The sequence below is a fragment of the Falsiroseomonas algicola genome, from assembly GCF_011040385.1.
Taxonomy (GTDB): Bacteria; Pseudomonadota; Alphaproteobacteria; order Acetobacterales; family Acetobacteraceae; genus Falsiroseomonas; species Falsiroseomonas algicola.
Map to the genome: position 1 here is coordinate 44,982 of NZ_JAAIKB010000013.1, position 13,682 is coordinate 58,663.

At 74.0% G+C, this 13,682-nt stretch carries 11 protein-coding genes; 6 read left to right on the forward strand and 5 right to left on the reverse strand.

The window, feature by feature from the left end; genetic code table 11:
• Window positions 1–32: 32 nt before the first annotated feature.
• Window positions 33–4,697 (forward strand): beta strand repeat-containing protein, encoded by a 4,665-nt coding sequence (locus G3576_RS24290; RefSeq protein ID WP_164697067.1) that lies wholly within the window; start codon window positions 33–35, stop codon window positions 4,695–4,697.
• Here G3576_RS24290 and G3576_RS24295 read toward each other — a convergent pair.
• The 4 genes from G3576_RS24295 to G3576_RS24310 all read right to left on the reverse strand — a co-directional run bounded on the left by G3576_RS24295 (window position 4,668) and on the right by G3576_RS24310 (window position 9,071).
• Window positions 4,668–5,543 (reverse strand): hypothetical protein, encoded by an 876-nt coding sequence (locus G3576_RS24295; protein ID WP_164697068.1) that lies wholly within the window; start codon window positions 5,541–5,543, stop codon window positions 4,668–4,670. The genes G3576_RS24290 and G3576_RS24295 overlap by 30 nt on opposite strands.
• Before the next feature lie 23 nt (window positions 5,544–5,566).
• Window positions 5,567–6,424: a hypothetical protein gene (locus G3576_RS24300; protein ID WP_164697069.1), complete on the reverse strand. Its 858-nt coding sequence runs from the start codon at window positions 6,422–6,424 to the stop codon at window positions 5,567–5,569.
• Complete coding sequence (locus G3576_RS24305) at window positions 6,421–7,629, reverse strand: hypothetical protein (protein WP_164697070.1); 1,209 nt, start codon at window positions 7,627–7,629, stop codon at window positions 6,421–6,423. Before G3576_RS24305 ends, G3576_RS24300 begins: the two co-directional genes overlap by 4 nt.
• Window positions 7,630–7,709: 80 nt before the next feature.
• Window positions 7,710–9,071, reverse strand: coding sequence for an APC family permease (locus G3576_RS24310; RefSeq protein WP_164697071.1), 1,362 nt, complete (start codon window positions 9,069–9,071; stop codon window positions 7,710–7,712).
• A 155-nt stretch (window positions 9,072–9,226) separates the two neighbouring features.
• Here G3576_RS24310 and G3576_RS24315 point away from each other — a divergent pair, with 155 nt between their 5' ends.
• The 5 genes from G3576_RS24315 (at window position 9,227) to G3576_RS24335 (ending at window position 12,999) form a co-directional block, all read left to right on the forward strand.
• Window positions 9,227–10,198 (forward strand): Bug family tripartite tricarboxylate transporter substrate binding protein, encoded by a 972-nt coding sequence (locus G3576_RS24315; protein ID WP_164697072.1) that lies wholly within the window; start codon window positions 9,227–9,229, stop codon window positions 10,196–10,198.
• 65 nt (window positions 10,199–10,263) lie between these two features.
• Window positions 10,264–10,758 carry a tripartite tricarboxylate transporter TctB family protein gene (locus G3576_RS24320; RefSeq protein WP_164697073.1) on the forward strand — a complete coding sequence of 165 codons (495 nt, stop codon included), beginning with the start codon at window positions 10,264–10,266 and terminating at the stop codon, window positions 10,756–10,758.
• A complete protein-coding gene (locus G3576_RS24325) occupies window positions 10,758–12,257 on the forward strand; it encodes a tripartite tricarboxylate transporter permease (protein WP_164697074.1) in 1,500 nt (499 codons plus the stop codon). Before G3576_RS24320 ends, G3576_RS24325 begins: the two co-directional genes overlap by 1 nt.
• 43 nt (window positions 12,258–12,300) lie before the next feature.
• A complete protein-coding gene (locus G3576_RS31335; RefSeq protein ID WP_207623021.1) occupies window positions 12,301–12,696 on the forward strand; it encodes a type II toxin-antitoxin system CcdA family antitoxin in 396 nt (131 codons plus the stop codon).
• 3 nt (window positions 12,697–12,699) lie between these two features.
• On the forward strand, window positions 12,700–12,999 hold the full coding sequence (locus G3576_RS24335; protein ID WP_164697075.1) for a CcdB family protein: 300 nt from the start codon (window positions 12,700–12,702) through the stop codon (window positions 12,997–12,999).
• Between the two features lie 6 nt (window positions 13,000–13,005).
• Here the strand turns inward: G3576_RS24335 and G3576_RS24340 are convergent, their stop codons facing one another.
• Window positions 13,006–13,632 carry a TetR/AcrR family transcriptional regulator gene (locus tag G3576_RS24340; protein WP_164697076.1) on the reverse strand — a complete coding sequence of 209 codons (627 nt, stop codon included), beginning with the start codon at window positions 13,630–13,632 and terminating at the stop codon, window positions 13,006–13,008.
• Between the last annotated feature and the right edge of the window lie 50 nt (window positions 13,633–13,682).

Consider the following 13,682-nt stretch of genomic DNA (forward strand, 5'->3'; position numbering starts at 1 on the left):
CGGTTGGGGTCGCCTTAAGCGTATCTTGAGGAATGGCCCGCCGCCCGCCCGTCTTCTCCATCGCCATGGCGCTGACCCTGGTGCCCTCGCCCGTGATGGCGCAGGCGGCGGATGCGCGGCCTTCCGGCGGCCAGGTGGTGGCCGGGCAGGCCAGCATCGGCCAGACCGCGACCCGCACCCAGGTGAACCAGGCCAGCGACCGCGCGGTGATCGAATGGCAGCGCTTCGATGTCGGCGCGCAGCACCAGGTGGATATCCGCCAACCCGCCGCGTCATCCTTCTCCCTGCAACGGGTGACGGGGGGCGATCCTTCCGCCATCGCGGGGCGCATCACCTCGAATGGCGGCGTCGCGCTGGTGAACCCCGCGGGCGTGGTGTTCCACCAGGGCGCGCAGGTGGATGTGGCGGCGCTGATCGCGACGACCTCCGACATCACCAACCAGAACTTCATGGCCGGGCGGATGGTCTTCGATGGCCAGCCGCGTCCCGGCGCGCGGGTGGAGAATCGGGGCACCGTCACCGTCGCGGATCGCGGCCTGGCGGCGCTGGTGGCGCCCTCCGTCGCCAATTCCGGCACGATTCGCGCGCGGCTGGGCCGTGTCGCGCTGGCGGGCGGGGAGGCCTTCGCCCTGGACCTCGCGGGCGATGGCCTGCTGTCGCTCGACGTCACGCGCCAGGTCCAGGCGGCGCCCGGCGGCGCCACTGCGCTGGTGACGCAGGCCGGCACGATCGAGGCGCAGGGCGGCAGCGTGCTGCTCACCGCCTCCGCCGCGTCCAACGTGATCGAGACGCTGGTCCAGGCCAGCGGCAGCACCACCGCATCCCAGGTCGCCCTGCGCGGCCAGGGCGGCGGCGTCACCATCACCGGCGACGTCGCCGCGCCGCGCGGCGTGGTGGAGGCGACGGCCTCGGGCACCGTCCGCGTCGCCTCCGGCGCGCGGATCACCGCCGAGGCCGGGCGCGTCGCCATCGGTGCGGGGGCGGAAAGCCGGCCGGGGGCACCGCGCCGCCTCGCCGGCCGCACCGTCGTGGAGCAGGGCGCGCGCATCTCCGCCGATGGCGGCGGCAGCATCCTGGTGCATGGCGAGGGGCGCACGGAGATGCGCGGCGCCCTCTCCGCCACCGGCGGGGAGATCGAGGTGTCGTCGCGCGGCGCGCTGGCGCTGGACGGCGCGATGGCGGCGGATCGCGTGCTGGTCGATCCCGTCACGCTGCGGGTCGTCTCCACGCTGTCGGGCGCCACCGAACCGGCGGAGATCACCGCGGCCGCCGTCAATGCCACGACGGGCGCGCTCACCCTGCAGGCGGAGGCCGCCATCACGGTGGAGGCCGCGATCAACAAGCCCAGCGGGCCGCTGACGCTGGAGACAACGAACGCCAGCGCGGCCGCCGGCGACGGCATCACCATTCTCCGCCCCGTGACCGTGGCCGGCGACCTGGTGCTGCGGAGCGCCGGCGACATCGCCCAGGCCGGCGCCGCCGCCCTGCTGAATGTCGGCACGCTGGAGGCACGGAGCAGCGCCGGGCAGGTGCGGCTCGAAGCCGCGGGCAACGCCATCCGCGCGCTGGCCGGCGGCGCTGCCGCCACGCGCCTCGGCATCGCCACCACCACCGCGCTCGCGGTCGATGGCGCCGTGACGGCGCCGGAGGTCGCGCTGGCGACAAGCGAATCGCTCACCCTGCGCGCTCCGCTCCTCGCCACCACCAGCCTCGACCTCAACGCCGATCGCGGCGTGACGCAGGCGGCGACGGGGGCCGGCATCACGACCGGCCTGCTGCGCCTCCAGGCGCCGCTCGGCGCGGTCGCGCTGACGGGGGCGGGCAACGGCATCACCACGCTCGGCGACGCGACGGTGCCGGCCGGCCTCTCGCTGGTGAATGGCGGCGCGCTGAACATCGCGGGCAGCGTCAGCGGCGGGCGTCTGTCCTTCACCACGCTCGCGGGCGACCTGACGCAGGACCCCGCCGCATCACGGATCGTCGCCGATGAACTCCAGGCGGTGGCGGAGCAGGGCTCCGTGCTCTTCGACGGCACACTGAACAGCATCCCCCTGCTCTTCGGCCGCGCGCGGGACAGCTTCGTGGTGGATGCCGGCGGCGCCGTGCTGCTGGCCGCGCCGGTCACCGCGACCGATGTGGAGATCCGCGCCGTGGGCGAGATCGCGCAGGATATCGGCGCGCCGGTCACCGCCACGCGGCTGCGGCTGAACGCGACGGGCGGCGCCATCACGCTCGATGACCCCGCGAACCGGATCGCGGCGCTGGGCGATGTCGCGGCGGGCGGCGCCCTCATCCTCGCCACCGCCGATGCGCTCTCGATCGAGGGCGCGCTCTCCGGCACCAGCGTCGGGCTGACCGCTGGCGGCGCCATCACGACGAATGGCGGCCACGTCGCGACGCCGCTGCTCACCGTCACCTCCACCGGCGGCCAGGTCAGGCTGGATGCCGCGGCGAATGCGATCGAGGCGCTGGGCGCCTCCGGCGCCGCCACCGACTTCACGCTGGTCAATGCCGGCGCGTTGCGCGTGGCGGGCGCGGTCGATGCGGGCACGGCGCTGCGGCTGACGGCGCAGAGCCTGGCGGTGGAGGCGCCGCTGGCCGCGCCGCTGGTGGTGCTGCGGGCGGAATCGGGCGACGTGACGCAGACCGCCGCGGGCGGCATCAGCGCGCCGCGCCTGCTGGCGGAAAGCCCGCTCGGCAATGTCCGCCTCGCCACCGCCAGCAACGGCATCGCGGCCTTCGGCGGCAGCGCCGCCTTCGAATGGGAGGTCGCGGCGGCGGGCAGCGCGGCGCCCGACGCCACGGCCGGCATCGTGGCGCCGCAGGTGCGGATGACCGTGGGCAGCGACCTGGTGCAGGACGGGGCCGCGGCCGGCATCCAGGCCGATCGCATCACCGTCTCCGCCGGCGGGCGGGTCGATCTGCGGGCGGCGGCGAATGCGATCCGGGAACTGGGGGCCATCACCGCACCGGGGGGCCTCTCCCTCTCCACCACCACCGACCTGACGCTCGCGCTGCCGCTCGCCCTGCCCTCCGCGACGCTCACTGCCGCCGGCGGCATCACGCAGCTGACCGGCGCGCCGCTGGCGGCCGATGTCGTGCGGCTGGACGGCGGCACGGGCGACGTGACGCTGCCGGAAGGCGCCAATGCCATCGCGCGGGTCGCTTCCGGCCAGGCCGGCGGCGTTTTCCGCCTCTCCACCGCCGGCGCGCTGGCGATCGAGGGCGCGGTCACCGCCGGCACGCGGATCGAGTTGCAGGCGGGCAGCGACATCAGCCAGGCCGGCACCGGGGCGGGGCTTTCGGCGCCGCTGCTCGGCGTGGTGTCGCTGGGCGGCAACGTCGCGCTGACCGGCGCGGGCAACCGCGTGCCGGCGCTGGGCTACAGCGCGGCGGCGGGCAATTTCACCCTGGCGCAGGAGGGCAGCGCGGCGCTCCGCCTGACGGGCCTGCTGGTCGCGCCCCTCGTCACGCTGCGGACGGAAGCGGGGGTGGAGGATGCCAGCGGCGGCGGGCTGCGCGCGGGCATGCTGGTGCTGGACACCACCGGGGCGGTGCGCCTCGACGCCGCCGGGCAGCACCTGCTGGATGCGGTGGCGGGCCGCGCCGGCAGCCTGGCGCTGACGGTGGAGGGCGCGCTCTCCGTCGCCGATCCGCTGGCGGTGACGGGCGCGGCCGCGCTCTCCGCCACCGCGATCTCGCTGGATGCGGGCATGGCGGCGGGCAGCGCGGCGCTGGTGGCGCGGGCGGGCGACGTGACCCAGGCGGCGACGGGGGCGGGGCTTTCGACCGGCAGCCTTTCCGTCCAGGCCAGCGGCGCCGTGGCGCTGGAAGGCGCGGGCAATGCCGTGACGCGGCTCACCGCCGGCAGCGCCGGGGCGGCCTTCGCGCTGGCCGATGCGGGGGCGCTGACGGTTGCGGGCGGCGTTTCCGGCACCGATGTCGTGCTGCGCGCCGCGGGGACCATGACGCTGGCGGGCGCCAGCCTGGCGGCGGATCGCGCCGTGCTGCTGGGCGTGCCGGGGGGACTCACCTCCACCTCCACGAGCCGGCTGCAGGCGCGGGACCCGCTGCTGCTGCCGGTGATGATCGTGGATACGCGGCGGGCAGGCGGGCTGACCGCCATTCCCGCCGGCGTCGCGGCCGACCTGCCCGGCCTGCCGGCGGCGGCGCAGGCGACGCAGCTCTCCACCTTCGGCGCGCCCTCGGCGGCCGCGGCCGGCCCGGCGGTGTTCGACCTGGTGGTGGGGTCGTCCCCCCTCTTCCTGCTGCTCGATGCCGGCAGCGCGCTGGGGGTGCTGGAGGCCGGGCGGCTCGGCGTGCTGGGCAGTGGCGGCTCCGCCTTCATCGTCGGCACGCTGGGCGGCGCGGGGGGCGGCACCGCCGCGCAATCCGTGGCGGTGGCCGCCACCGGCAGCAGCTACCTCTTCAACAGCTGCGTCATGGGGGCGGCACTCTGCGGCGGGCAGGAGGTGACGCCGGAAGTGCCGGACCCCGGCGTGCCCGTGACGCCGCCCGTCGTGGTGGTCCCGGAAATCCCGACGCCCAGCGGCCCGACGCTGTCCGGCTCGCTGGTCCTGCTGCCCGGCGCCAGCATCGCGCCCCGGCTGCTGGCCGCGGATCTCCGCGCCGGCAGCCCGGACGGGCCGCCGGAATGGCTGCTGCTGTCACCCTGGCGGCGCGAGGAGGACCCCTGACCCGCCCAGCGCCGGCAGATCCTGCACCCGCGGCAGCGCGGCGGGCCGCAGCGTGATGCTGCCATCCGGGTTGGGCTGCGCCGTGACGGGGCCGAGGCGGCTCAGCGCCTCCAGCGCCGCCGCCAGCCGCGCCTCGTCCAGCGGGGCCTGAGCGCCAGGCAACGGCTCCGCCGAAGGCTGGCCGCGCATCAGGTTGGCGGCGACGCGGGCGGGGTCGAGGTCCGGCGCCGCGCGCATCGCCTCCAGCAGCGCGGCCGCGGCGGCCGGTGCGGTCGCCAGCAGCGCGGCATGGATCTGGTCGCGCCGGGCGTCCGGCGGCAGCGGCGCCTGGACGGCCCGCGCGGCGGCGATCCGCCTGGCCGTCGCCGCCAGGTCAGCGGCCAGGACGGCGTGGCGACGGCTGGCCAGCAGGGCGCGCGTCGCCGTCTCATCGAGCCCCGCGGCCGCCGCGGCGAAGACCGGGTCATGCGCGCGCCGCGCCGCGATCTCCCGCCGCTCCGCCTCCGTCTCCGGCCGGGATGCCGCATCCAGCAGCAGTCGCGCGACCAGGGGCGCGGGCGCATCCGGCAGCGGCGCCGCGCGCACCGGCGCGGGCACGATCGCCAGGCTCCGCGGCGGGGGAGAGGGCGGACGCGGCTTCGGGAAGATCACGGCCTGGACCCAGAGGCAGGCGGCCAGCGGCAGCGTGCCGATGGCGATATGCGCGGGCAGGCCGATCTTCGGCACCGCCGCGCTGAAGACCAGGAAGCAGCCCAGACCGAGCAGCACCGCCCCCGCCCAGAGCCCGGCCAGGGCGGCAAGGCGGGCAGGCGGCAGGGGCGCGGGCTTCGCGCGGCGGCCCAGCATCAAGGCGGGCGATCCAGGCAGGCTCAGCGCAGGTTCATCAGCCCCTCGAAGAGGCCGCGCAGCATGCCGGCGCCCTCGGTCAGGCCTTCCACCCGCAAGGGCCGGCCCTCCGCCGTGCCCGTCGCGGTGGCGAAGCCGGCGCGGTCCTGCGCCAGCTCCGCGGCGGAGAGCCTTCCATCCCCGTCATAGTCCAGGCTTTCCAGCAGGGCGCGCCCGGCCAGGATGCCGGCGACGGCGCCGGCCCCGACCGCGGCGGCGATGACGTCCTGCGTGCCGCCTTCCTGCACCGCGCCCAGCCAGGCGGCGCCACGGGCGAGCCGCGCGATCTCCGCCGTGGTCAGCAGCCCGTCGCCGCTGACATCGGCCTGGGCGACGATCGCCTGGGCGCAGACGCCGGGGGTTCCGCTGGCGCAGCCGGCTTCGAGGTTCTCGATGATGGAGAGGAAGGCAGCGCCTTCGCCATGCAGCGCGGCCAGCACGGGGGGCGGCGCCGGGCAGCGGCGCCAGGCGGCGACGGGGGTCTCGCCCGGCAGCCGGTCGTCGCGCAGCTTGGCGTCGGGCTCGGCCGTCTCCAGCGAATCACCGGCATTGCGCAGCAGGATGCGCGGCGCCTCGGCGCCGGTGGCGGTGCCGATGGTCCAGCTTTCCGTGGCGCGCGTCGCCGCCAGGCGGAACAGGCGGGCAGGCGCCTCGGCCTCCACCCGCGCGACGCTGCGGGCCGTGACCAGCAGCATCCCGCGGGGGTCGGCGCAGTCACCGGCGAACCAGGCGCCGCGCTGCGCATCCGGCAGCACCGCGGCGGGTTGTGCCGCCAGCGGCGGGATCGCGGCCAGCGACAGGGTGGCGGCGCCGATCAGGCGCCGGGTCCAGGCAGGCATCATCGCACCTCGATCTCCTCGCCGCGGCAGAGATCGATGCCGGGTCGCGACACTTCCCGCCCATCGCGGAACACCACCACCAGGTCGCCGGTGCAGACGCCGCCCTCCAGCCCCGGCAGGTCCACCGCATCGCCGACCGGCACCACATCGGCGCCGAGGCGATCCGTCCCGCGCGGCGCGCCCGGCGCGCCGGCATAGACCTCCACCACCGGCAGGGGCCCGGCATTGCGGAGACGGAAGCTGCCCGGGGAGGGTGTCGGCGTCGTGGCCGGCGCCGGCGTCTCCTCGATCCGCTGCACCACCCAGCCGGGGGCAAGCACGATGCGCGGCTGTTCGCAGATATTGACCTCCCGCGCTTCCTCCGCCCCGCCATTGGGGAAGACAATGCGGATGTCGGCCTCGCAGCCGCCCTCCATCTGCACCACCGTCTCCTGCCCCTGCGGCAGGGTGGCGGCGCCCAGCCGGTCCGGACCCCAGTCGCTGTCGCTGCTGGGGGAGACATAGACTTCCTGCACGGTGGCGAGGTGCCGGTTGACCAGCGCGACCGATTGCGTCGGCGGGCGCGGGATGCCGCTGCGGTCGAAGGCGACGGTCCGGTTGGCGCAGAGGTCGAGGCCCTGCTTCACCTCCTCCCGGTCATCGGCATAGACGGCGCGGAGATCGAAGGCGCAGTCCCGCGTGCGCATGCGCAGCCGGAAGGTCGCATTGGCGTCGATCACGCCGGCGCCGAGGCGATCCGGGCCCCAGGCATCCTCCGCGCGCGGTTCGGGCCGGGCGGGCGCCGCGTAGAGTTCGCGCAGCACCGTGTCGCTGCGGTTGGCGATCTCCGCCTCCAGCGTCGGCAGCGCGGGGTCGCCATAGATCAGGCGCTGGGTGCGGCAGATATCGACCCGGCGGCGCACATCCTCCGACCCGTCCTGGAAGATCGCGACGGTGTCCCAGGTGCAGTTCTGGATGCGGCCCAGGCGCAGCCGGAAGGTCGCGCCCTGCGGCACCGTGTCCCGCCCCAGCCGGTCCTGCCCGCGATCCTGGCTGTTGGGCGCGAAGAGGTAGAAATTCTGCAGGACGAGGTCGGTCTCGTTCTGCAGCGTGATCTCCCGGTTCGGCGCCTGCTGGGCGGGCTGCTGCTGGGCCATCGCGCCGCCCGCGATGGCAAGGCCGATCACCGCCAGGGCGCAAGCTCGCCTGATGGCTCGGATGGGTCGCATGTGTGGCCGGGCTCCCGCTGGTCCGCCCGACAATGCTCATGCGCCACGCCATACGCAAGCAAGCGTTTCTTTCCAGGCCGTTAACCAACCCTCGCCGTGTTGTCGGCGGGCTCCGGGCCTTCCAGGTCCTGCGCCTTCGGCCGCCAGATCGCATAGGCCAGCAGGATCAGCACCAGGAGCCCGCCGGCCAAAGCAGGGGCGCGCCAATCGCCGGTCATCAGCCGGTTCACCAGCAGGGACCCGCAGACCAGCGCGCCGAGCGCGGGGACGAATTGCGGCACCTCGAACCCGCCCGGCACCGGGCCGTCCCGCCGCTGCAGCGTGAGGAGCGCCAGGTTCACCACGGTGAAGACCGCCAGCAGCAGCAGCACGGTGGCGGCGGCGAGCTGGCCGATATTGCCGGCCAGCACCAGCGCCACCAGGATGGGCAGCAGCGCCAGCGTCGCGATGTGCGGCGTGCGGCGCGTGGGGTGGATGCGCGCGCAGGCCGCCGGCATCAGCCCCTGCCGCGCCATGCCGAGCAGCAGGCGCGACGCCGTGACGTAGTTCAGCAGCGCGGTGTTGGAGACCGCGAAGATGGTGATGGCGACATAGCCCCAGCCCGGGAACCAGGGCGCGGCGCGGGCCATCACCTCCGCCAGCGGGCCCGGCGCCGCCGCCAGTTCCCGCCAGGGCACGACGGAGACGGCGGTGATGGCGACGGCGATGTAGAGGGCGGTTGCCGCCAGCATGGCGGCGATGATGCCGATCGGCAGTGTCCGGCGCGGGTCCTTCGCCTCCTCCGCCACGTTCAGCGTGTCCTCGAAGCCGATGAAGGCGAAGAAGGTCAGGATGGCGCCGGTCATGAGGAAGGAGAGGCCGATGCCATCGGGGCTCGGCGTCTCGAACAGATCGGCGCTGCCCCAATAGGGTGCGCCGACGGCGATCACGAGCAGCAGGCCCGCCGCCTCCACCGCCGTGCAGACCAGGTTCATCCACATGCTTTCCTGGATGCCGCGCAGCACGACGCCCGCGATCAGCAGCAGGAAGCCCAGCGCCAGGATCAGCGGCGCCACCGCCTCCGCCCCCAGCAGCCGCAGCAGGTTCTCCGCCACCACGCGGGACTGGGTGGCGACGGAGGTGAGGCCGGAGGCCATGACCGCGAGGCCCACCACCCAGGTCAGCAGCGGCCGGGCGAAGGCGCGCTGGGTGACATAGGCCGCACCCCCCGCCCGCGGATGGCGGCTGCCGAGGGAGGCGTAGGAAAGCCCCGTCAGCAGCGCCGCCACCATGGCGACGATGAAGCCGAGCCAGACGGCGGAGCCGAGTTCGCCGGCCGCCCGCCCGACCAGGCCATAGATGCCCGCCCCCAGCATGCCGCCCAGCGTATAGGCGAAGAGCTGGACGGGCCCGATGCTGCGATGGAGCGCGGGCTCCGCGCCATCCGGTTGGGATGCGGGCATGGCGTTCGGTTCCTCCCGGCGGTGACACGGAAACAGGACGCACGGCAACCCCTCCGGTTGCGCGGAGGCGCGTCGGCGCCCGGCCACGGTGCCACCTTCCGGCGCGGACGACAGCCTTCTAAGGTGGATGGGAAAGCGCCATTCCTGGAGGAAACATGACCACCCGCCGCAGCCTGATCGCCGCCACCGCTGGCCTGCCGATGGCCACCCTCCTGCCCGGCGCGGCCCGCGCCCAGCAGCGCTTCAACAGCCTCTACGTCTTCGTCCCCGCCGGCCCCGGTGGCGGCTGGGACGGCCTGGGCCGTGCGATCGAGCAGGCGTCCCGTAGCGCGGGCCTGGTCAATTCCTTCCAGTTCGACAATGTCGGCGGCGCCGGCGGCACGGTGGGTCTGCCCCGCTTCGTTGGCCAGCGGCGTGGCCGCGGCGATGCCATCATGGTGGCGGGCGCCGTCATGGTCGGCGCCGTGCTGACCAACCGCACGCCGGTCGGCCTGAAGGACGTCACGCCGATCGCGCGCATGACGACGGAGCCCGGCGTGATCGTGGTGCCCGCCAGCAGCGACCTGCGGGACCTCGCGGGCTTCATGGCGGCGCTGCGGGCGAACCCCGGCGCGGTGTCGGTCGGCGGCGGCAGCGCAGGCGGCATCGATCACATCACGCTCGGCCTGCTGCTGAAGTCGCTCGGCAAGAATGCGCGGGAAGCCAGCTACGTCGCCTTCGCCGGCGGCGGCCCGGCCCAGGCGGCGATCCTCGGCGCGCAGGTCCGCGCCGGCATCTCCGGCGTGTCCGAGTTCGCGGAGCAGATCAAGGCGGGCCGCATGCGCGCGCTGGCCACGACCGGCGAGACGCGGAGCCTGGACGGCGTGCCGACGCTCAAGGAAAGCGGCATCGACATCGTCATCGGCAATTGGCGCGGCGTCTTCGGCGCGCCGGGGATCAACGCCACGCAGCGCCAGGCGCTGTCCGACTACATCGGCGCGCTGGTCGCAACCCCGCAGTGGAAGGAGATCGTGGCGCGCCAGGGCTGGGACGAGGCCTACCTCTCCGGCGCCGATTTCGAACGATTCCTGGCGCGCGACCAGGCGGATACCGAACAGGTGCTGCGCGACATCGGCCTGGTGACCTGACAACGGATAGGGCCGTGCCGCCGCCGCGGCATGGCGACTGATGGCAAGCGGAGGCCCTGGGCCGGATGCGTGATACCCAACGTTCGGACCTGGGGGCGGCGGTCTTCGTGCTGGTCCTCGGCCTCGTCGCCGCCTGGCAGGCCGCGGTCATCCCGACCACGCCGCTCTACGCCCAGGTGGGTCCCAAGGCGATCCCCTACCTCATCGCGGCGGGCCTCATCGCGCTCGGCATCGGGCTGGTCGCCGCGGCGCTGCGCGGCGGCTGGTCGCATGACCTGGAGGACATGCAGGGCGCGCCCCGCACCAACTGGCGGGCGCTGTCGCTGCTGCTGGCGGGGCTGCTGGCGAACATCGCGCTGATCGTGCCCTTCGGATTCACCGTCGCGGCGACGGTGCAGTTCACGCTGGTTGCCGCGGCCTTCGGCAGTACCGCCCATGCGCGCAACGTCGTCATCGCCTTCATCGTCTCGCTCGGCGCCTATGCGCTCTTCGTCAAGGCGCTCGGCGTCAACATCGGCGCCGGGGTGATCGAGGCGCTGGTCTTCGGGGATCCCGGCTGATGGAGACGCTCTCCGGCCTGGCCATGGGCTTCGGCCATGCGCTGACGCTCACCAATCTCGGCTGGGCGCTGCTCGGCTGCTTCCTCGGCACCGCGATCGGCGTGCTGCCGGGCATCGGCCCCGCGCTGACCATCGCGCTGCTGCTGCCCATCACCTTCAGCGTGCCGGCGACGGGCGCCTTCATCCTGTTCTGCGGCGTCTTCTACGGCGCCATGTATGGCGGCTCCACCACCTCCATCCTGCTGAACACGCCGGGCGAATCGGGGTCCATCATCACCTCCCTCGAAGGGGCGAAGATGGCGAAGAACGGGCGCGCGGGGCCGGCGCTGGCGACGGCCGCCATCGGCAGCTTCGTGGCCGGCACGGTGGGGACCATCGGCATCGCCTTCCTGGGCCCCGTCGTCGTCGAACTCGCGCTCAAGCTCGGCCCGGCCGAGTATTTCTGCCTGATGGTGCTCTGCTTCGTCACCGTCTCCGCGGTGCTCGGCGGCTCCGCGCTGCGGGGGCTCACCAGCCTCTTCTTCGGGCTGCTGCTGGGCCTGGTCGGCATCGACCTGCAGACCGGCCAGCCGCGGCTGACCTTCGGCATCCCCGAATTGCTGGATGGCGTGAACGTCGTGCTCGTCGCCGTCGCGCTCTTCGCGGTCGGGGAGACGCTGTACCTGGCGTGGCGCTACGTGGAGGGGAAGCAGGAGGTGCTGCCGGTCGGCAGCATCATGATGTCGAAGACCGACTGGAAGCGCAGCTTCTGGCCCTGGGTGCGCGGTGCCGGCATCGGCTTCCCCTTCGGCGTCATGCCGGCGGGCGGCACCGAGATGCCGACCATGCTGAGCTACTACATGGAACGGAAGCTCACGAAGCCGGAGCACCAGAAGGAATTCGGCACCACCGGCGCGATCGAGGGCGTGGCCGGGCCGGAGGCCGCGAACAACGCCGCGGCGGCGGGCATCCTGGTGCCGATGCTGACGCTGGGGCTGCCGACCAGCGCCACGGCCGCGATCATGCTCTCCGCCTTCCAATCCTATGGCATCCAGCCGGGGCCGCTGCTGTTCACCTCCCAGGCAGAACTGGTCTGGACGCTGATCGCCAGCCTCTTCATCGCCAATGTCATGCTGGTGGTGCTGAACCTGCCGCTGGTCGGGCTCTGGGCGCGGATCCTGACGATCCCGCAGCCGCAGCTCTATGCCGGCATCCTGGTCTTCGCGACCATCGGCACCTACGGCATCAGCAACTCCGTCGTGGATCTGTTCCTGCTGTACGGCATCGGCATCATCGCGATGTTCATGCGGCGCTTCGACTTCCCGGTGGCGCCGGTGGTCATCGGCATGATCCTGGGGCCGATGGCGGAGCAGGCGCTGCGCCAGGCCATGACGATCAGCCAGGGCGACTGGTCCGTCTTCGTGACGCGGCCGATCAGCCTGGCGATCCTGCTGGTGGCGGTGGCGGCGCTGGTGGGGCCGCGGCTCTACGGCGCCTGGGTGCGGCGGATGGCGGCGTAGTTTTTCGTTAGCGCGATCCGTAGCCTTCGGCTACGGATTGGCGATGGAAGCAACGCCGTCCCCCATCACGGAAGCGATCGCGGCCGCCGGCGGCGTCATGCGGCTGGCCGAGCGCCTCGGCCTCTCCCATCCTTCCGTGCTGCGCTGGCAGCGTAGCGGGAAGGTACCGGCGGAGCGCGTGGCGGCGGTGGAGGCCGCGACGGGCGTGCCGCGCCAGCGTCTCCGGCCGGACCTTTTCCCCGCCGGTGCCCCGACGACCTTCGACGAGGCACGCGCCCTCGGGCTCGACCCCGACCTCATCGCCGCGCAGGCGGTGGAGGACGCAGTCCGGGCCGAGAAGACGCGCCGCTGGCAGGAAGAGAACCGCGCGGCGATGGATTCCTGGAACGAGTGGACGGAGCGGAACGGGCTGCCACTCGCGAAATACCGGATGTTCTGAGGCGTGGCGCGCTTCGACCTCTATCGGCCGAAGGGGTCGGCGGCCTGGCTGCTCGATGTGCAGGCTGATTTCCTGGATCACCTCCGCACCCGGGTCGTCGTGCCACTCCTGCCGCCGGATGGGGTGCCGGCGCGGATCACGGACCTGCACCCCGCCTTCGAGGTCGAGGGGCAGCGGCTGCTCATGGCAACGCAGTTGATGGCCGCCGTGCCCCGCCGCGACCTCGGCCGGCCCGTCGGGAACCTCGCCCCCCACCGCGATGACATCACCCGCGCGCTGGACCTGCTGCTGACGGGGTTCTGAGGCGCCTCAAACCGGCGCCGCGCAGGCCTCCACGACCAGCGCCAGCATGTCATCCGCCACCTCCGCCGCGCGCTCCTCGCCCGCCCAGAGGTCGGCGCCGGGCACTTCCAGCCGCAGCGTGCCGAAGCCATGGACGGCGGACCAGGCGAGTGCCAGGCGGGCCCGCAGCGCCCGTCCCTCCAACCCCGGCGCGACAGCGGCCATGGCGGTGGCGAGCGGCGCCCAGGCGCCCCGCGCGGCCGCGCGCCATGCCTCGTCCGCCGTGTCGATCAGGTCGGTCCGGAACATCAGGCGGAAATGTGCGGGGTTCTCCCGCGCGAAGGCCAGGTAGCCGCGGCCCGTCGCCGCCAGCCGCGCACGGGCATCGGCGCTGGCCGGCAGGGCCGCCACCGCCGCCTCCATCGCGCGCGCCAGGCGTTCCGACTTCTCCACCGCGAAGGCCGTCAGCAGGCCCCGCTTGTCGCCGAAATGCGGCGCGGCGGCGGAGTGCGAAACGCCGGCGCGGCGGGCGCATTCGCGCAGGCTCACCGCCTCCGGCCCCGCCTCCAGCACGATTTCCGCCACGGCATCCAGCAGGGCGCGGCGCAGATCGCCGTGATGGTGCCGGCCGCGGGGCTTGGGGGTGACGGTCATGGCCGCGATCCTGCCGCGCGAGATCAAACTTGACAATGGTCAGTCGCCTG

Bases quoted from the DNA above. Each gene is read 5' to 3' on its own strand.
- G3576_RS24300 (WP_164697069.1), bottom strand. From the start codon at position 6,424: ATGATGCCTGCCTGGACCCGGCGCCTGATCGGCGCCGCCACCCTGTCG.
- G3576_RS24320 (WP_164697073.1), top strand. From the start codon at position 10,264: ATGCGTGATACCCAACGTTCGGACCTGGGGGCGGCGGTCTTCGTGCTG.
- G3576_RS24290 (WP_164697067.1), top strand. From the start codon at position 33: ATGGCCCGCCGCCCGCCCGTCTTCTCCATCGCCATGGCGCTGACCCTG.
- G3576_RS24315 (WP_164697072.1), top strand. From the start codon at position 9,227: ATGACCACCCGCCGCAGCCTGATCGCCGCCACCGCTGGCCTGCCGATG.
- G3576_RS31335 (WP_207623021.1), top strand. From the start codon at position 12,301: ATGGAAGCAACGCCGTCCCCCATCACGGAAGCGATCGCGGCCGCCGGC.
- G3576_RS24325 (WP_164697074.1), top strand. From the start codon at position 10,758: ATGGAGACGCTCTCCGGCCTGGCCATGGGCTTCGGCCATGCGCTGACG.
- G3576_RS24310 (WP_164697071.1), bottom strand. From the start codon at position 9,071: ATGCCCGCATCCCAACCGGATGGCGCGGAGCCCGCGCTCCATCGCAGC.
- G3576_RS24340 (WP_164697076.1), bottom strand. From the start codon at position 13,632: ATGACCGTCACCCCCAAGCCCCGCGGCCGGCACCATCACGGCGATCTG.
- G3576_RS24295 (WP_164697068.1), bottom strand. From the start codon at position 5,543: ATGCTGGGCCGCCGCGCGAAGCCCGCGCCCCTGCCGCCTGCCCGCCTT.
- G3576_RS24305 (WP_164697070.1), bottom strand. From the start codon at position 7,629: ATGCGACCCATCCGAGCCATCAGGCGAGCTTGCGCCCTGGCGGTGATC.